This window comes from Roseobacter sp. HKCC-CH-9208 (assembly GCF_037805125.1).
Lineage (GTDB): Bacteria > Pseudomonadota > Alphaproteobacteria > Rhodobacterales > Rhodobacteraceae > M30B80.
This window is the reverse complement of record NZ_JBBLYK010000001.1, coordinates 1,249,029-1,266,689: the sequence shown is the minus strand read 5'-3', so window position 1 is coordinate 1,266,689 and position 17,661 is coordinate 1,249,029. Positions and strand designations below refer to the sequence as shown.

General features: G+C 54.4%; 19 protein-coding genes and 1 riboswitch. Of the genes, 7 read left to right on the top strand and 12 right to left on the bottom strand.

The features are described from left to right. Window positions 1-10 precede the first annotated feature (10 nt). A riboswitch (cobalamin riboswitch) is annotated at window positions 11-211 on the bottom strand. Between the two features lie 73 nt (window positions 212-284). The 4 genes from AAC621_RS06345 to AAC621_RS06330 are packed head-to-tail and all read right to left on the bottom strand — an operon-like array spanning window position 285 to window position 4,144. Beyond that, window positions 285-1,202, bottom strand: a complete 918-nt coding sequence (locus AAC621_RS06345; protein ID WP_340253302.1) for a metal ABC transporter permease — start codon at window positions 1,200-1,202, stop codon at window positions 285-287. Then, window positions 1,199-2,377 carry a metal ABC transporter permease gene (locus tag AAC621_RS06340; RefSeq protein WP_445322494.1) on the bottom strand — a complete coding sequence of 393 codons (1,179 nt, stop codon included), beginning with the start codon at window positions 2,375-2,377 and terminating at the stop codon, window positions 1,199-1,201. Before AAC621_RS06340 ends, AAC621_RS06345 begins: the two co-directional genes overlap by 4 nt. Before the next feature lie 11 nt (window positions 2,378-2,388). Further along, window positions 2,389-3,180, bottom strand: a complete 792-nt coding sequence (locus AAC621_RS06335) for a metal ABC transporter ATP-binding protein (RefSeq protein ID WP_340253296.1) — start codon at window positions 3,178-3,180, stop codon at window positions 2,389-2,391. Window positions 3,181-3,196: 16 nt separating this feature from the next. Continuing rightward, window positions 3,197-4,144: a metal ABC transporter solute-binding protein, Zn/Mn family gene (locus AAC621_RS06330; RefSeq protein WP_445322493.1), complete on the bottom strand. Its 948-nt coding sequence runs from the start codon at window positions 4,142-4,144 to the stop codon at window positions 3,197-3,199. Between the two features lie 181 nt (window positions 4,145-4,325). On the opposite strand from AAC621_RS06330, the gene AAC621_RS06325 reads away from it, so the two are divergent. Then, the gene (locus tag AAC621_RS06325; protein WP_340253293.1) at window positions 4,326-5,132 is read left to right on the top strand and encodes an alpha/beta hydrolase; all 807 of its coding nucleotides are present in this window, start codon (window positions 4,326-4,328) and stop codon (window positions 5,130-5,132) included. On the opposite strand, the gene AAC621_RS06320 is transcribed toward AAC621_RS06325, so the two are convergent. After that, a complete protein-coding gene (locus AAC621_RS06320; RefSeq protein ID WP_317657010.1) occupies window positions 5,129-5,563 on the bottom strand; it encodes a MarR family winged helix-turn-helix transcriptional regulator in 435 nt (144 codons plus the stop codon). The two genes, AAC621_RS06325 and AAC621_RS06320, sit on opposite strands and share 4 nt — an antisense overlap. A 293-nt stretch (window positions 5,564-5,856) precedes the next feature. Between AAC621_RS06320 and AAC621_RS06315 the strand changes: the two genes are divergently transcribed. Together AAC621_RS06315 and serA are read left to right on the top strand one after the other, a co-directional pair. Continuing rightward, window positions 5,857-7,011 carry a phosphoserine transaminase gene (locus AAC621_RS06315; protein WP_340253290.1) on the top strand — a complete coding sequence of 385 codons (1,155 nt, stop codon included), beginning with the start codon at window positions 5,857-5,859 and terminating at the stop codon, window positions 7,009-7,011. Between the two features lie 78 nt (window positions 7,012-7,089). Next, a complete protein-coding gene (gene serA, locus AAC621_RS06310) occupies window positions 7,090-8,685 on the top strand; it encodes a phosphoglycerate dehydrogenase (RefSeq protein WP_340253287.1) in 1,596 nt (531 codons plus the stop codon). 125 nt (window positions 8,686-8,810) lie between these two features. Here serA and AAC621_RS06305 read toward each other — a convergent pair whose 3' ends face one another. Further along, window positions 8,811-9,833, bottom strand: a complete 1,023-nt coding sequence (locus AAC621_RS06305) for an asparaginase (protein WP_340253284.1) — start codon at window positions 9,831-9,833, stop codon at window positions 8,811-8,813. 173 nt (window positions 9,834-10,006) lie between these two features. Between AAC621_RS06305 and AAC621_RS06300 the strand changes: the two genes are divergently transcribed. Both AAC621_RS06300 and rlmN read left to right on the top strand, forming a co-directional pair. After that, window positions 10,007-10,537, top strand: coding sequence for an invasion associated locus B family protein (locus tag AAC621_RS06300; protein ID WP_317657000.1), 531 nt, complete (start codon window positions 10,007-10,009; stop codon window positions 10,535-10,537). Between the two features lie 74 nt (window positions 10,538-10,611). After that, window positions 10,612-11,799 carry a 23S rRNA (adenine(2503)-C(2))-methyltransferase RlmN gene (rlmN, locus tag AAC621_RS06295; RefSeq protein WP_340253281.1) on the top strand — a complete coding sequence of 396 codons (1,188 nt, stop codon included), beginning with the start codon at window positions 10,612-10,614 and terminating at the stop codon, window positions 11,797-11,799. A 547-nt stretch (window positions 11,800-12,346) separates the two neighbouring features. On the opposite strand, the gene AAC621_RS06290 is transcribed toward rlmN, so the two are convergent. From AAC621_RS06290 to AAC621_RS06265, 6 genes are all read right to left on the bottom strand, one after another. Continuing rightward, window positions 12,347-12,841 carry a L,D-transpeptidase family protein gene (locus AAC621_RS06290; protein ID WP_340253279.1) on the bottom strand — a complete coding sequence of 165 codons (495 nt, stop codon included), beginning with the start codon at window positions 12,839-12,841 and terminating at the stop codon, window positions 12,347-12,349. Window positions 12,842-12,929: 88 nt separating this feature from the next. Continuing rightward, window positions 12,930-13,787, bottom strand: coding sequence for an SDR family oxidoreductase (locus tag AAC621_RS06285; protein ID WP_340253276.1), 858 nt, complete (start codon window positions 13,785-13,787; stop codon window positions 12,930-12,932). Further along, window positions 13,784-14,818 carry a tRNA epoxyqueuosine(34) reductase QueG gene (gene queG, locus AAC621_RS06280; protein WP_340253273.1) on the bottom strand — a complete coding sequence of 345 codons (1,035 nt, stop codon included), beginning with the start codon at window positions 14,816-14,818 and terminating at the stop codon, window positions 13,784-13,786. The genes AAC621_RS06285 and queG overlap by 4 nt, the downstream gene beginning before the upstream one ends. Further along, window positions 14,815-15,486: an FtsZ-binding protein FzlA gene (fzlA, locus tag AAC621_RS06275; protein ID WP_340253270.1), complete on the bottom strand. Its 672-nt coding sequence runs from the start codon at window positions 15,484-15,486 to the stop codon at window positions 14,815-14,817. The genes queG and fzlA overlap by 4 nt, the downstream gene beginning before the upstream one ends. 57 nt (window positions 15,487-15,543) lie before the next feature. Next, a complete protein-coding gene (gene mtgA / locus AAC621_RS06270) occupies window positions 15,544-16,257 on the bottom strand; it encodes a monofunctional biosynthetic peptidoglycan transglycosylase (RefSeq protein ID WP_445322492.1) in 714 nt (237 codons plus the stop codon). Window positions 16,258-16,355: 98 nt separating this feature from the next. Next, window positions 16,356-16,544: a YgaP family membrane protein gene (locus tag AAC621_RS06265; RefSeq protein WP_340253266.1), complete on the bottom strand. Its 189-nt coding sequence runs from the start codon at window positions 16,542-16,544 to the stop codon at window positions 16,356-16,358. A 121-nt stretch (window positions 16,545-16,665) separates the two neighbouring features. Between AAC621_RS06265 and AAC621_RS06260 the strand changes: the two genes are divergently transcribed. Next, window positions 16,666-17,043, top strand: a complete 378-nt coding sequence (locus AAC621_RS06260) for a hypothetical protein (RefSeq protein WP_340253263.1) — start codon at window positions 16,666-16,668, stop codon at window positions 17,041-17,043. Then, window positions 17,040-17,660, top strand: coding sequence for a cob(I)yrinic acid a,c-diamide adenosyltransferase (cobO, locus tag AAC621_RS06255; protein ID WP_340253260.1), 621 nt, complete (start codon window positions 17,040-17,042; stop codon window positions 17,658-17,660). Before AAC621_RS06260 ends, cobO begins: the two co-directional genes overlap by 4 nt. The last annotated feature ends 1 nt before the right edge of the window (window position 17,661 follow it).

The following is a 17,661-nucleotide window of genomic DNA, read 5'->3' as shown; positions in this document are numbered from 1 at the left end:
ACCGCGCTTGGACAGGGTGATCACCTCGGCAGGTCTCCTGACTCGCGGGTCATTGTTTGATCGGGCCTTCCCGTGGCCCATCTGGGGCCGCAGTGGCATATGCCGATCGCACTCGCCGCTTACAGTTGCGGGGGCAGTCGCGGATTTGCACCGCGTTCCCTTTTCACCCAATGTTGTCACTACCACTGAGACCGAAGCGAGATCGGTGTAACCTTTGGAGCCCTGCAACTCAAGGGTGAAAGCGACTGTCTGCCTCGGGAAAGCGGCGGCAAACCGTCTTAGGCTTAGGCTGTTGCTGCGCGCCGTTTTGGGCCGAACACGGCGGTAAGCGCCAAGATCAATCCCGAAACTGCTGCAATCATACCCGCGGCGCTGACGGAGTTCTCGAGGCCGATCCAAAGCGGGCCATATCCCGCCAAAACATATCCCAGACTTGCCGAGAGCGTGGCAAAACCCACGCTCCACCAAATTTGACTGCGTAAACGATCGGTCATCAAACGTGCGGCGGCGGCGGGGCATATGAACATCGCGATCACGATGATAGAGCCTACGGCATCAAAAGCCGTGACGGCGGCCAAAGCAGCGACCATCACAAGGCCAAGACTGATGGCGCGCACGGGTAAGCCAAGGCTTTCGGCGTAGCCTTCATCAAAGGTTGATAGGGTCAAAGGCCGCCAAAAGAGGATCAAAAGCACAATAATCAGTGCCAAAGTCAGGGCCAGACGAGGCAGTTCTGGTGGCAGGCCCGCAAGCGCCACAGGATCAAGCAGCGAGGCCCATCCCCGCGCCTCAAGCCAGATCAGGCTTTCAAGGTTTCCCATCAGTGCGTGTTCGACATCCAAATGAACAGAAGACGCGCTGCTTTGCTCGAGAAGTAAAACGCCAAGCGCAAATAAGGTGGTGAATACCACGCCCATGATTGCGCCCACCTCAATGCGCGAGACACGTTTGATCACATCAATCATCACGACCGCGAAGAGGGCCGCAGCACCTGCACCCAAAAGCATCGCCCAAGCGTCTAGGGCTTGTGTCACCAGAAAGGCCAGCACGATCCCTGGCAGAACCACATGGCTTATGGCATCGCCAATCAAGGCCTGCTTGCGCAGCACCAGAAAATTTCCAGGCAGGGCGCAGGCGATTGCCGCCAAAATGCCGATGAGAATCGGCGGAAGCGAAAGGGGCACGAATTCAGCGCCGTTCATGACGCGTCCCCCAATCTTTTGTCGATATGGGCCAACTCATCGCGGGTGAAGGCGCGGGATAGGTCGCTCAACCCGTCATGGCGCGACAGAAATTCGGCATAATCGGGTTTGCTGCGCAAATAGGCCAGACGCGCCTCATCGCGCTGTGCTGCTGTGGCTGCAGACTGGCCGCGTTCGGTCATCACCCCATCGGCACGCACATAACCTTCGCGCTGTAAAAGCTTGCGGGTATAGGGCTCCAGAATGCGATAGCCTTGGGCCAAGGCAAGCAAGCCCTGTCTGCGATGCACGCGGCGTTGAAATTTGCGGTGCCGCATCGCGGAGGCCAAGACCCCGCGTGCGGGCGCAACCAAAAGCGAAACGAGAAAAAATCCGGCTGCCACCAAAACGATAATGGCGCCAGTGGGCAAATCGGGGGCAAGGCTTGAAAGGCCCGCGCCAATCACGCCCGATGCCCCGCCAATTGCGCCTGCAATGGGCCAGATATAAGCGGCGCGGTTGCTCCAGAGACGCGCGGTGACAGGGGGGATGATCAGCAAGGCCACGATCAAGATCAGACCCACGATTTTCAACCCCGCAACGGTTACGGCTAAAACCAATGCCATGGCCGCCGCATCAATCAGGGGCACGTTCAATCCCAACGCGCGGGCAAAGTTTTCATCGAATGCTGTGAGGGTCATCGCCCGATGAAGAACAAGACCCACAATTAAAACCAACGCTGCCCCGATTGCAATCATTTCAGCATCTTCACGCAGCATTGCAGCGGTTGAGCCAAGTAAGAGTTGGTCTAAGCCTGCTTGGCGGCCCGCGCTCATGTTTTGGATCAGGGTCAACATGACGACCCCCAACCCAAAGAAGCTCGACAGGACAGCGCCAATTGCGGCGTCCTCGGATAATCTTGTTCGGGATTTCAGAAAATTAACCGCCAATAGGCCAAGTGCCGCGCTGATCGCAGAGCCAAGCAATAAGCCCTCTAATGCGCGCCCAGTGCCGCCCAAGGCGACCATCACCATAAACCCCCCGCAGAGGCCAGGCAGGGTGGCGTGGCTGATCGCGTCTGATAGCAAGGCGCGTTTGCGCAGAAACATAAATGTTCCTGTCACCCCTGCGGCAAGGCCCAAAACGCCCGCGCCAAACATCACCAAAGCGACATTATAGGTCAGTGTGAAGGCCATAATACCCATGTCTAATAGTGACCCGCTTCCCGCAATCGATCGATTTGCGCTGTTGCCAATCGCCCGCCATAGGCCTCTTGCAAATGTGCGGTGGTAAAGGCTTGGGCCACAGGGCCTTCTGCAATGAGGCGTGTGTTGATCATTGCGACATGGTCAAAATATGCGGTGACTGTTGATAGATCATGATGCACCGCAACAACCGTTTTGCCCGCATCTTTCAGCTTTTTGAGAACGGCAATGATGGCCGCTTCGGTCGCAGCATCTACGCCTGCAAAAGGCTCATCCAAAAGGTAAAGATCAGCATTCTGGGCCAAGGCGCGGGCCAGAAAGACCCGCTGCTGTTGTCCACCTGACAATTGGCCGATTTGACGATGGGCAAAGTCCTGCATCCCGACCCGTGCCAAAGCATCCTCGGCTATGGCCTGATCGTCACGGCGGATACGGCGCAGAAGCCCTATTTTTCCATAAAGGCCCATTAAGACCACATCGCGCACATTCGCAGGAAAATCCCAATCGACACTGGCGCGCTGTGGCACATAGGCAATGCGGTGGCGTTCAGAGGCCAGTGCGCGTCCGAAAATCGACACTTGCCCCGAGAGACGCGGAACGACCCCGAGCGCCGCTTTAAGTAAGGTCGATTTGCCTGCACCATTTGGCCCAATGATGGCCGTCATCGAGCGGGGCGCCGCCGTGAGATCGACCGAGAAAAGCGCAGGCTTTTCCCCATAGCTGACGCTGAGGCCGCGTATGGCCAGCGGGCTTTGCGGGTCGAGGGGTTGGTCGTTCTGATGAAGCCGTAACATGGCCAATTCCTTGCCGCTAAGGGGTTAACGCGCCATTCATTCCGCCAGCAGGGGCTGTGCCCCCAAGCGCGCGGGTGATGGTGGTGATGTTATGATCCAACATCCCGATATAGGTGCATTCATAGCTGCCTTCTGGCCCCATCGCGTCTGAATAAAGCTCGCCTCCGATGGCGACCGCGTGACCCTGGGCTGCCGCACCTTCTTGGAGGGCGCGAATATTGCGGTCAGATACAGAGCTTTCAACAAAAATGGCCCCAATCTGGCGCGCCACCAGCTTATCGACCAAGGTTGAGATTTGCAAAAGCCCTGCTTCTGATGCGGTCGAGATGCCTTGGATGCCCAAAACCTCTAAATCAAAAGCGCGGCCAAAATAGCCAAAGGCATCATGGGCTGTGACCAGAACCCGTGCTGCTTCGGGAACGCTTGAGAGGCTGCTTTGGGCATAGGCGGTTAGGCGATCAATTTCGGCCAAATGCTGTGCGGCATTCGCTTCGAAAATCGCCGCGCCTTCGGGATATGACGCGCTCAATGCATCGCGCACTGCTAAAATAACTGTGCGCCATAGGGTCGGATCCATCCAGACATGGGGGTCAAATCGATCTTCATACTCTGGATGACTGCGCAATCTGTCTTGTGGGATAGCCTCTGCCACCGCGACAACAGTGCGGGATTGCCCAAGATCAAGCAGGAGCGGCTCAAGTTGCGCCTCAAGATAAAGCCCATTCCATAGGATCAGATCCGCATTCATTAATGCCAGAATATCCGAACGGGTTTGCCGAAAAGAATGCGGATCAACGCCCGCACCCATGAGGGTCTTTAGTTCGATCAAATCCCCCCCGATCTGACTGGCGGCATCTGCGATCATCCCTGTGGTAGCGACCACTTTGATGGGTGCAGATTGCGCAAGGGCGGGGGTGGCCAGAAAGGGCAGCAGCATCACTGTCAAAATGCGTAGGAAACGCATGAAGGTTTCTCCAGTATCGAAAGACATAGGCTCTTGCGGGCCATCATTGCCGTCACAAAGATGATATTGATAATCATTCGCAAAAAGTCAAGGAATTGCGAATAACTCGCAACTAGAGCTTGCTCTTGCCAATTTCTTATCCTGTGCAAAAGTGAGGCGAATTCACGCAGACGAGGCGGCCATGGTTAAGATTACAGATTTCGATGATGCCTATCAAAACGGGGCCTATATTCCCGATGCAGATGGGTTCATCACACGTTGGACAGAGGCCGCAGCCATTTTTCGCGCGGCCTATCCGCCCGTCACGCATCACTATGGGACAGGCCCGCGCCAGTATTTTGATCTGTTCATGCCCGATGGCGCCCCCAAAGGTCTGACTATTTTTATTCACGGCGGCTATTGGCGGCGGTTTTCGCCGCGCGAATTTAGCCATTTGGCCCGCGCCCTGCGAGACGCGGGGCAAGCGGTGGCCCTGCCGTCATACACGCTCGCACCCGAGGCGCGGATTGCTCAAATCACCGATGAAATGATGCGCGCTGTTTGCCATGCAGCGGGTTTGGTGGAGGGGCCAATCCGAATCACTGGCCATTCGGCAGGTGGGCATTTGGCCACCCGCATGATGTGCGAAGGCGTTTTGCCCGACACAGTCGCCGCTCGCGTGGTTCAGGTGATGTCAATCTCGGGCGTGCATGATTTACGCCCTCTGCTGAACACAGAAATCAACCAAGACCTGCGTTTGACCCTAGAGGAAGCCATGCGGGAAAGCCCCGCATTGTTGCTGCCGCGAAAGACCGCGCGATTCGTTGCCGCCGTGGGGGGCGATGAGCGGCCCGAATTCATCCGTCAAAATGATCTTTTGGCGAATATTTGGCATGGCGCTGGTGTTGAAATTGAAGCGATGCATCTAGCGGGCTTGCATCATTTCGATGTGATCGAGGAATTGGAGCGGCTAAACGGGCGGCTGTTGCAGCAAATCTTGGCTGATTAGCCGCGCGCGTAAAGATCAGAGACGACTGTGCGCAATTGGGCGCGTTCGTCTGGGCCGAGGCGGTCTAGAAGATCTGTTTCGGCTTCCAGAGCGGCGGCTTGAAGGCGGCGGATTTCCTCATTCCCTTTTTCAGACAGGCGCACCACCAAGCGGCGGCGATCCACTGCATCGGTCGAAACATTGATCATATCGAGATCTTCGAGGCGGCGCTGTGCGCGGCTGACGCGTGCGGCATCCATCGCGGTCAAAATGCATAGATCATGCGAGGAACATGGTTGATTCTCAGGCAAAGCCATCATGATGCGCCATTCTGGAACCTGTAAATCTGCATCCCGCATCAGGTTCTGAAACAAGGCGCTTGCGATGACAGCCATTTGGAAAGGCACAAAATCTTTGAGGCTGAACTGGCGTGTTTGTGAGAAATCTTCCACTTTGCACCCAAGGCGTGAATAAGCATCTACTACTCATCTTTAGCGCGAAATACCCCGTTGGCGCAAGGAAAACCTGTAAATTAAATCTGACATATGATTGTCACAATTTAAAGACATTGGGTTACTTGTTTATTTTTGCGCTGCGCATCTCCGCTTTTGGCCGTTTGCGCCAGTCATCAACTGCGACTCTTTTGATGTATTTTCCGACTTGCGAGCCGTGCAACATAGGTATAGCAGCGCAGGTGGGACACCCCTCCCCAACGAGGGGCATATATCTGTGAGGGTATCACATCATGGCTTTGACCACTCCGGCAACGCGGCCGGCTAATCCGCGTTTTTCGTCTGGCCCCTGCGCCAAACCCCCCGTCTGGACATTGGATAAACTGGCTGACGCCCCTTTGGGTCGGTCGCACCGTGCTGCGATTGGCAAGGCAAAGCTTTCTGCCGCGATTGACCAGACTCGTGAAATTCTGGGCGTGCCTGCTGACCATCGCATCGGCATCGTGCCCGCTTCTGACACAGGCGCGGTTGAGATGGCCATGTGGTCGCTCTTGGGTGCGCGCCCCTGCACAATGGTCGCTTGGGAAAGCTTCGGCGCAGGTTGGGTCAGTGATGTTGTCAAACAACTGAAACTCGATGCGACTGTTCTGAACGCCGATTATGGCCAGATCGTTGACATGGGCGCGGTCGATTATGACACGGATGTTGTGTTCACATGGAACGGCACGACCTCGGGTGTAACGATGCCCAATGGCGACATGATCCCTGCCAGTCGCGCGGGCTTGACTATTTGCGATGCAACCTCGGCGGCCTTTGCGCAGGATTTGCCGTGGGACAAGCTCGATGTCACCACCTTCTCTTGGCAGAAGGTCATGGGCGGTGAAGCGGCCCATGGCATGTTGATCCTCAGCCCGCGCGCGGTTGAGCGGCTTGAAAGCTACACACCTGCATGGCCGTTGCCCAAGATTTTCCGCATGACAAAAGGCGGCAAATTGATTGAGGGCATCTTTAAGGGGGAAACGATCAACACTCCGTCCATGCTCGCCGTTGAAGATTATTTGGTCGCGCTTGATTGGGCCAAATCCATCGGTGGGCTGCCTGCCTTGATGGCACGGGCCAACGCGAACGCGCAGGCGATTTTCGATTTCTGCGCGTCTCGCGATTGGATTGACAATCTGGCCGAAGATCCCGCGACACGCTCGAACACGAGCGTTTGCCTGAAATTCACGGATTCGCGCATTACGGATGGCGCAGCCTTCGCCAAGGCGGTTGCAAAATGTCTCGAAGGAGAAGGTATCGCGCTCGATATCGGGGCCTACCGAGACGCGCCTGCGGGTCTGCGTATTTGGTGCGGTGCCACGGTGGAAACCGCCGATATCGAAGCCATGCTGCCATGGCTTGATTGGGCGTTTGAAACCGAAATCGCGGCGCTTTCTGCTGCGGCTTAAACCCCTTTTTCTGGCCGCAATGCGGGTGTGATCCCTGCGGCCAGACCCTTTCCCATTTCGAACATATGAGGCCCTATCATGGCTCCTAAAGTATTGATTTCCGATAAACTCTCGGATGCAGCCGTTCAGATTTTCAAAGATCGCGGCATTGATGTGACCTTTGACCCAAGCATTGGCAAAGACAAAGACAAGCTGCTTGAGGTCATCGGCCAATATGATGGTTTGGCAATTCGTTCTGCGACCAAAGTTACTGAAAAGATCATCGCGGCTGCCGATAACCTAAAGGTCATTGGCCGCGCAGGGATCGGCGTAGATAATGTGGATATCCCCGAAGCCTCGAAAAAAGGCATCATCGTGATGAATACGCCGTTCGGCAACTCCATCACCACCGCAGAGCATGCGGTTGCGATGATGTTTGCCGTTGCCCGTCAAATCCCTGAGGCCAACGCCTCGACCCATGCTGGCAAATGGGAGAAATCCCGCTTTATGGGGGTTGAGCTGACAGGGAAAACCTTGGGCGTTATTGGCGCGGGCAATATTGGGGCGATCGTCTGCTCACGTGCACTTGGCCTCAAGATGAAGGTTGTGGCTTATGACCCGTTCCTCTCTGAAGAACGCGCCACGCAAATCGGTGTCACCAAGGTAGAACTGGACGAGCTGTTGGCGCGCGCTGATTTCATCACGCTGCATGTGCCCTTCACCGAAAAGACGGCAAATATCCTATCGGCTGAGAATTTGGCCAAAACCAAGAAAGGTGTGCGCATCATCAACTGCGCCCGCGGTGGTTTGGTGGATGAGGCTGCTTTGGCTGAATTGATTAAATCAGGCCATGTGGCAGGCGCCGCCTTTGACGTTTTCAAAGAAGAACCTGCAACCGAGAACCCATTGTTCAATCTTGAAAACGTGGTCGTGACCCCGCATTTGGGCGCTGCCACGACCGAGGCACAGGAAAATGTGGCGCTGCAAGTGGCCGAACAAATGGCGGATTATCTGCTGACAGGTGCCGTGATCAACGCGCTGAACATGCCCTCTGTGACAGCGGAAGAAGCGCGTGTCATGGGGCCATGGTTGAAGCTGGCCGAGCATCTGGGCAGTTTTGTTGGTCAGTTGACCGAAGACGCGATTGAGACAATCGAGATCACCTATAATGGCGTTGTCAAAGATATGAACCTCAAGGCGCTGAATTGTGGCGCGATTGCAGGTGTCATGAAGGCGACCAACCCTGATGTGAATATGGTGTCCGCGCCGATTATCGCCAAAGAGCGCGGCATTGAATTGTCGACTGTCACACAGGATAAATCAGGTGTGTTTGATGGCTATATTCGCCTAAATGTGAAATCAGCCTCCAAAGAGCGCTCTATTGCAGGCACGGTGTTCTCGGATGGCAAGCCACGTTTCATTCAGATCAAAGGTATCAACATTGATGCCGAGATCGGTGAACATATGCTCTATACCACCAATGAGGACGTTCCAGGCATCATCGGCACATTGGGCCGCACGATGGGTGAGATGAACGTCAACATCGCTAATTTTACCTTGGGCCGCGCCTCAAAAGGGCATCAGGCGATTGCGATGCTGTATCTGGACGAACAACCTCCCGCTGCTGCGGTTAACGCACTCAAAGCGACTGGGTTGTTCCAACAGGTGCGCCCACTTCGCTTCAGCACACATTAATCTGCACTAGATATCTGGAAATTTCTGTCCCGCCTCCTGTCTTGGGAGGCGGGTTTTTCAGTAGTTTTTTGTATAAATCTGTACAAACCAACGCAGACCTTTTTACCTAAAAATTGGGCAAAGGCTCAGGATAACCGCCAATCTTTCAGGCTTGCGACAGGGCGAATAAAGCCTGTTTCGACATCACGGCGATTGGTGATTGGGCCATGGGTTAAGCGCTTTGCAACGGGGCTGGCTGCATCCAACACACCCGCCCCGATCAGCAATTGCGTGATCACGGCTTCTGAGGCGCGGGTGCCACCATCTTCAATTTTCAGGGCAATGCCGATTTTCTTTTCGGGAATGATTGCCACAAAAACGGCCTCGGCCCCTGTTTTCACCGCAACGCGGCCCCCCATCGCCTCCATCAGGTTCGTGCAGGCGCGCCCTTCACCCGCAACCAAAATGGGGTGGGTGGCCATAGCGCGATGCAGTTTTGCCATTGCCGCCTCGCGGGCCGCGCCATCAGGGTTTGCGCCTGCATAACGCGCCATCGCCCGACCAAGCCCCAAAAGGGAGCAGGCAAAATTTGGGGCGGAGCAGCCATCAATCCCATAGCCTGCACTGATTTCGCCTGTCACATCTTCAAAGGCTTCAAGAACCGCTTTTTGCACAGGATGATCAGCTTCAATATATTCGCTGCCGCCGCCCAAATGTTTGTTCAGCGTCAAGAATCCTGAATGCTTGCCCGAGCAATTATTATGCCCCTGATCTGGCGCACAGTCGCATTTGATCAAATTCTCTCGCGCGGCGCGATCATTGGGCATCTGTGGGCCACAGCGCAAATCTGCCTCCTGAAGGCCCAAATGATCCAACCATGCTGCAACCATATCAGTATGCACCTTTGCCCCATTATGGGAGGCACAAGACAAAGCCAGCTGCGCTTGGCTCAAGCCAAAGTGATCCGCCGCACCGCTTTCAATGAGAGGTAAGGCTTGGATCATCTTGCTGCTTGAGCGGGGCAAAATAATTTTGGACGGATCGCCCCACGCCCCCAAAATTGTCCCTGCATGATCCACCACAACAGCATGACCGCGATGTTGGCTTTCGGCAAAAGGGCCGCGATGCAATTCAACGAGAATTTCCGCCGTATCATCTGGCTGGGGCATGAGCGCTTCCTTTTGATCAAGATTTTGGAGTTTCACGCGCGAAGGGCTTTCGCGGGATCGTGATTTCAGGTTATTCTGCGTCCGAGTAATGGTAAAGGCGCAATAGAAGGGATGATGGCGACGTACATCTCGCGCTTGAGGCAGTAACAAGCAGATCAGGAGGCGTGTCGGCAATGGCTGGTCGTAGAATAGCAGTTTTGGTGGCAGCAGCATTGGCTTTCACGCCGGCAGCCATCGCACAAGAGACATCGGATAACCGTGTTAACGCGCAAACGGATTGGAGTGTCTTTGTCCAATCTGACCCTGCCGTGTGTTGGGTTGTGAGTGCGCCGCGCGAAACCGTCAATACCCGTGATGGAAACCCAGTTTCGGTGAACCGCGGCGAAATTTTGCTGTTTGTAAGTTTCTGGCCGAATCAAGATCGCCGGTTTGAGGTATCCTTTACCGGTGGCTATCCTTTTGCTGAAAATTCCACTGTTGAGATGGAAATTGGCGATGCGTCTTATTCGCTGTTTACCCAAGGGGAGATGGCATGGGCCGCGTCCCCGCAGGATGACCAATCCATTGTGACCGCGATGAAGCGCGGCGCAGAAGCGGTTTTGACCGCTCGCTCTAGCCGCGGCACGCAGACAGAGGATACATTCTCGCTCTTGGGCTTTACCGCTGCGGTTGAGGATGCTGAAACACGCTGCCAAGGCAATTAAGCCAAACATGTTCTTTGATTTGCTTTGAGGCGGATTTGCGGCTATGTGTGCCGCCGCCTCAAAGGACAATGAAAATGACTCAAGCCAGCGCCCCGATCACGCAGGATGTTTTGACCATTCCGCGCAAACTGCCCGAAACAGGCCTGACAAATATCGTTGGCCTCAGCCGTGATGCATTGCGCGCGGCCCTAATCGCAGGAGGCACGCCCGAGAAACAGGCCAAGATGCGGGTTAATCAAATCTGGCAATGGGTCTATGTCTGGGGCGCGCGGGATTTTGACGGGATGACCAATCTCGCCAAGTCCTATCGCGCTGAATTGGCAGAAAATTTTTACATTGGCCTGCCTGAAATGGTCAGCCGCCAAATCTCAAGCGATGGCACGCGGAAATATCTGGTACGGATTGCGGGCGGCCATGAGGTTGAGGTTGTTTATATCCCCGAAGAAGATCGCGGCACATTGTGTATTTCCAGCCAAGTTGGCTGCACCCTGACATGTTCTTTCTGTCACACGGGCACGCAAAAACTGGTACGCAATCTGACGGCGGCTGAGATTGTTGGGCAGATCATGATGGCGCGCGATGATTTGGATGATTGGCCGCGTCCAGGCGAGGCCTATGGCGAGCGGCCACGCTTTATCTCAAATATCGTGCTAATGGGCATGGGTGAGCCGCTCTATAATTTCGATGCGGTGCGCGATGCGATGAAAATCGCAATGGACGGTGAGGGGATTAGCCTAAGCCGCCGCCGCATTACCCTTTCAACCAGTGGCGTGGTGCCAGAGATTGCGCGCTGTGCCGAGGAAATCGGCTGTATGTTGGCCATCAGCTTCCATGCCACTACAGACGAGGTGCGAGATCGCCTCGTTCCTATCAACAAGAAATGGCCTATCGCGGAGTTGCTTGAGGCCTTGCGGCAGTATCCAAAGGCTTCAAATTCTGAGCGGATTACCTTTGAATATGTGATGCTCAAAGATGTGAATGACAGCGATGAAGATGCGCATCGATTGATCAGACTGATCAAAGGTATACCCGCGAAGATCAATTTAATCCCGTTTAACGAATGGCCCGGCGCACCTTACCATCGGTCAGACTGGGCACGGATCAAGCGGTTTGCAGATATTATTTATAAGGCGGGCTATGCCAGTCCCATTCGCACGCCCCGTGGCGAAGATATAATGGCGGCCTGCGGTCAGTTAAAATCTGCGACTGAACGTGCTCGCAAATCACGGGCTGAGATTGCCGCTGAGATTCGCGGAGCATAATGCACAAAAAAGACACCCCCCTGGCTACGAAGCCGACCCTTGTTCTGCTGCTGAAGGCTAAATTAGTTTCTAACTGCCGCTACAAGCAAAAGCATAGAAAGAATTGGAGTGAGGGCGCCGACAGTAGAAGATGAAGTGTCATTCGCAATAGCTCGAGGGTCCATTGATGGAGCTGAAGTACTATTTGCAACAGCGCCACCTGCGACAAATGAGAGAAATGCTGCTAATGCGAGTTTTGTCATACTATGTTCAAACTTACGCTTAGATGAGTGTTGTAACGCATCAGACCTGTTATTGACGCTAATTTCAGCACCATACGTACATGAACACACATAATTATCAACGTAATTTAGGCAAAAAACTACCTATAGTTTTGCGCGTCGTCAAATTAGCAACAGCATCTTCATTAAAGTGTCAATTTGACCTGTGTTTCAAATTTTCCTGGTTAGACCGCTTAAGTGTTAGGGACGCGGAAGCATCAGAGATAACATTTTTGGTCTACAACGCCCCTGCACGCTACTAAACCAACACATAAGTGGTTATTGCCTCAACGGTGGATATCAATTGGCGTGCGTAAGTTCACCATTGAGTAAATCTCGCGCATTTCAGCGTTTGAAACGGCGATACAGCCCGCTGTCCAATCATTGCGGAACATCACGCCCAAAGGTGTGCCGTGGATGAAAATATCGCCCCCCGGTGATCGGCCACGCGCACGCGCGAAAGCGCGGTCTTGGGCGTTCGGATAACTTAGCCCGATCGACAGGTAAAAGGCTGAATTCGGATTACGGCGGTCGATATAATATCGCCCTTCTGGCGTGCGGCCATCGCCTTCGAATTGCTTATGACCTTCGGGTGCAAAGCCCAGTTCCACATCATAGCTGCGCAGCACTTGGTCATTATGGAACAGCGTCAATTCGCGCTCGTTTTTGTCGAGGACGATGCGCGTTACTTCAGGGCCTGTATAAGTCGGAATTGATTTTGACACACACCCGCTCAGGGCGGTGGCAAAGATAAACACGATAAATCCGCGGCGTATACTCATGACGGGCCTGAAATATGGAAAGCTGCTCTTGTGGCTGCGCATACTTGAATTTGGGCGCTCGCAAAACTGAAATTTTGAGCGCTAAAGATTACCCGCCTGCCGCAAGAATGGCCTTTAGGCCTGATTTATAGTCGGGATAAAGCCATGACAGGCCAAGATCAGCTTTCACATGGTCATTCTTGACCCGCTTATTTTCTGAATAAAAACTGGCTGCCATCGGCCCCAAATCGGCGTGTTCAAAAGCGATTGCAGGTGGAATTGGCAGGCCCAGTAATTGGGCCCCATAGGCAATCACATCCTCGGGAGGGGCGGGCATGTCATCGCATATATTGTAAAGAGCCCCACGTTTTTGCGCCGTCATTGAGGCCTCTAGCGCCATCGCGATATCCTCAACATGGATCCGTGAAAATACTTGCTCCCCTTTGATGATGCGCCGCGCTGTCCCGTTTCGCAGTTTTTCAAACGGGCCGCGATGGGGGCCATAAATTCCTGCAAGACGGAAAATATGCAACGGCGCCTTGGTTTGGCGGCAAACGGCGGCCCATTCGCTTTCCGCCGCAACGCGGGCGCGTCCGCGATCAGTGTTGGGGGTGAGCGGGCTGGTTTCATCCACCCACGCCCCCCCGTGATCGCCATAAACGCCCGTGGTCGACAGATACCCAATCCATGCTTTTTCATCCAAGCAAGGTGCAAGCGCCCCGCCCCATGCGCCCAAAACGGGATCACGCCCGCCCTCAGGGGCAACGGATGATAGAATATGAGTGGCGCGCCCGATATCGCCAGAGAGATCATCGCGCCCCCAAACCCGCGCGGTTAACCCCCGCGCGTGCAGTGCCTCTGCCTTTTTGGGGTCGCGGGTCGTGGCGATAATCTCCCAGCCTTGCGGCATCAATCGCCGTTCAAGCGCGCTTGCGCTATAGCCGTGGCCAAAAGACAAGAGGATCATGGTCGTTGCTCCAAAGCCCATTTGGCGGCATCCGATACGGCCGCATCAGGATCATCCACCAAACTGCGGGCCATTTCAATCAAGCCTGCATCGCCACTATTGCCAATTGCATAAAGCACATTGCGCACAAACCGATCCCGCCCAATGCGTTTAATCGGTGATCCTGAAAACCTATCGCGGAACCCTTGATCATCAAGGTGCACCAACTCCGCTAAATTGGGCGCGCGCAGATCATCGCGCGGGACATAGCGCATTTCGGTCGCTGTTTGAGCAAATTTATTCCACGGGCAAACGGCCAGACAATCATCACAGCCATAAATACGATTTCCCAAAGCCGATCTCAGGTCAGGATCAATCGGGCCTTTGTGTTCGATTGTGAGGTAAGAAATGCACCGCCGCGCATCCAATTGGTAGGGCGCGGGGAAGGCCTGTGTTGGGCAAATATCAAGGCAGGCTGTGCAACTTCCGCAATGGCTGACTTCTGGGCTGTCTGGTTCGAGAGGAACCGTTGTGAAAATTGCACCCAAGAAAAAGAAATTGCCCAAATCCCGCGCCAAGAGATTGGTATGTTTGCCCTGCCACCCCAGCCCTGCGGCCTGCGCAAGGGGTTTTTCCATCACGGGGGCCGTATCAACAAATACCTTAATCTGATGGTCTTCGCCTGCTTGTTCCAGCAGCCACCGCCCGAGGCGTTTGAGTCGTTTCTTGACGACATCATGATAGTCTTTGTTTTGCGCATAGACCGAAATTGCAGCGCGGGATTTCTCTTGCAAAATCGCAAGCGGGTCATGGTTTGGCGTGTAAAGATCAGCCAACATGATCACCGATTTCGCTTCGGGCCAAAGCGCGCTTGGATCAGAACGCCACGCAATGCGATCCGCCAACCATCCCATTTGGCCATGATGCCTTGCTGCCACAAATGCGTGCAACCGCGCCCCTGCTTCAGCGATATCTGTAGGTCGACAAAAGCCAATTTTGGCAAAACCTATGGCGTTTGCCTCGGTCGTGAGGGTCTGCTTCAGCGCGCTCAAAAGTCCAAATTCGCGTAATGGGGCGGCTGCGGGAAACCCGAAATTTGATCCGCCAAAACGGAACGGAATGCAGGACGCGATTTAACCTTTGCATACCAGTCCTTGACGATCTCAGATCGGTTCCAATCTACATCTGAGATATAATCAAGACAGGATAGATGCGCCGCTGCGGTGAAATCGGCCAAGGTCATGCGATCCCCCGCCAACCAACGGCGATGATCCAACAGCCATGCCATGTAATCCAGATGGAACTTGATCTGGCTTGCGCCAGTTTTGACTGCCCGCCCATCGGGATATCCCGCGCGCATCAGCTTTTTGTTCACGCGTTCATAGACGAGGTTCTTAGTCACATCATGGTGGAATTTATCATCAAACCAGAAACACAGGCGCCGCACTTCGGCGCGGGCTTTGATGTCTTCTGGGATCAGTTCTGGCTCAGGATGTTTTTCCTCGAGATATTCGCAAATGGCTTGGCTTTCACTTAGAAAGACACCGTCAATCTTGAGAACGGGCACCTTACCTGCAGGGTTGCGGCGCAGGTGATCTGGCGAGCCTTCCCAATAGCGCTCTTCCACCAACTCAACTTCGATTTTTTTCTCCGCCAAAACCAAGCGCACTTTGCGGCAAAAGGGCGATAGGGCGAAGTGGTAGAGGCGCGGCGTGTTCATTTGGGTTTTGCTCTAACTCATTGGTTGCGAAGGTTTTGCCCTGTCTGGGTGGGGAATTCAATTCGCAAAGCAATCATCACGTCCATCATTGGCGATGGTCGCCGCGCCATCGGCAATGCTCGCCGCGCGCTCCAACAGCCATGGGGAGGGGTTTGCAGCAGATCGATCCTTTGGCGCTGGCAGCACCGCTGCGAGGCGCGCGGCTTGTGCCAATGTCAAATCAGCGGCACTCACCCCAAAATAATGCTGTGCGGCAGCCTCTGCCCCGAAAATGCCCGCATTAAATTCTGCGATATTGAGATAGACCTCTAACACCCGTGATTTTGGCCAGATCAGCTCGACCACGGGGGTCAGTGCCGCTTCAAGCGCCTTGCGCCCCCAATTTCGGCCATGCCACAAAAACGCATTTTTCACAGTTTGTTGGCTGAGCGTGGATGCGCCGCGCTGTGCGCCATCTGAAATTGCGTCACGAATTGCGCTCATGTCGAAGCCCCAATGAGCACAGAAATTTGCATCCTCTGCCGCGACCACGGCCCGTTGTAAATTTGGGGAAATCTCTTCTAGCGGGCGCCATGTCTGGTCGATTGTGCCGATACGCCGCGCCTCGCTGACCATATAGGCCGTGGTTGGCACGGGAAGAAAGCGATAGGCAATGATCCACAGCAGCACTAGGGCGACTGCCGAAAACCCCACACGCCACAAAATGCGACCCACGCGCCGCGTCAGGCCACGATCCTTGTGGGATTTTTTATCTTTGCGTTTGCGGGCCAACCTGCTTGCTCTGCCAATTTATCTAGTTTTTGACAAACTACGCGGATCAGCCCGCAAGGTAAAACAGTTTTACCTTGTCCCGTCTGGCGGAAAACGCCTTAGCAGGCTTTGCAGGTCTTGATGCCAAAGATCGTATAAAGAGGGCAATTGCCCACCAAGCCCGTCAAAAGAGGCACCAGACCCACCCAACCCCAAGCGGTTTGCGGGCCAACAAATACAATGGCAATAAGAGCCACGCCTAAGATCACGCGAAGCGCGCGGTCGATCATCCCAGCATTGCGAGTCATATCTAAACTCCTTTCTCTAGCCGATGAGAGATCATCGCATACTGGCCCCTGATGGTCTGTGACCATGTCACATGTGCTGGTTTGCTTGACTTGTGCTGTGAAATCAGGCCATGCCGCTGCCATGAGCAAAGAGAATACACCAAAACCAAGCAAAGATGCCGCTGCCAAGCCTAAGCGCGCGCAGGATGTTTATACGCTTGTTGTTGAACTGGGTCGCCGCGAGAGGGATGGCCTGCCTGCCAGCGCAACGGGGGCGGGGCTGTTGTGCTATGCGTCAGGCGTGGACGAGGCCGAAGCGGTGCGCGAGACGGTTGCAGTGCTGAAAACGGCGGATATGAACCCGCTTGAGGTCACGGGCTATGGCACCTTGACCGAACGTGAGGCGCAGGGGCTTGAGATTGATGAAGAAGAGCGCGCTTTGATGATGCGGGCTTTGGAAGAAAACTCGGTCATAGTCGCGCAGATGACACCCTATTTTGCCGAGGATGATGAGACATGAGAGAGGAAGACCTTAACGCGCGTCACAAGACAAAGATGCAGAAGATTAAGGCCGCGCGCGATCGTATGATGGCGGAGAAAAAGCGCGAGAAGAAAGGTCTGGTGATTGTCCATACAGGCAATGGCAAGGGCAAAAGCTCGTCTGCTTTTGGGATGATTATGCGCTGCATCGCCCATGGGATGCCTTGCGGTGTCGTGCAATTCATCAAAGGCACATGGGTGACAGGCGAAAAGGAATTCTTGCGCAAACATTTCGCGAATGAATGCAAGTTTGTTGTGTCGGGCGAAGGATTTACGTGGGACACCCAAGACCGCGAGCGCGATATTGCAGCGGCGCGTGCGGGTTGGGAAGAAGCCAAAGCGATGATCAAAGACCCCAATATGTCATTGGTTGTTCTAGACGAGATCAATATCGCTCTGCGCTATGACTATCTTCCGATCCTAGAGGTGGTGGAGTTTTTGGTCACAGAGAAGCCAGAAATGACCCATGTTGTGTTGACGGGTCGCAATGCCAAGCCCGAATTGATTGAGATTGCCGATCTTGTGACCGAGATGACCGAGGTCAAGCATCCATTCCGTGAGCAAGGCATTGTTGCGCAAAAAGGCGTGGAGTTCTAAG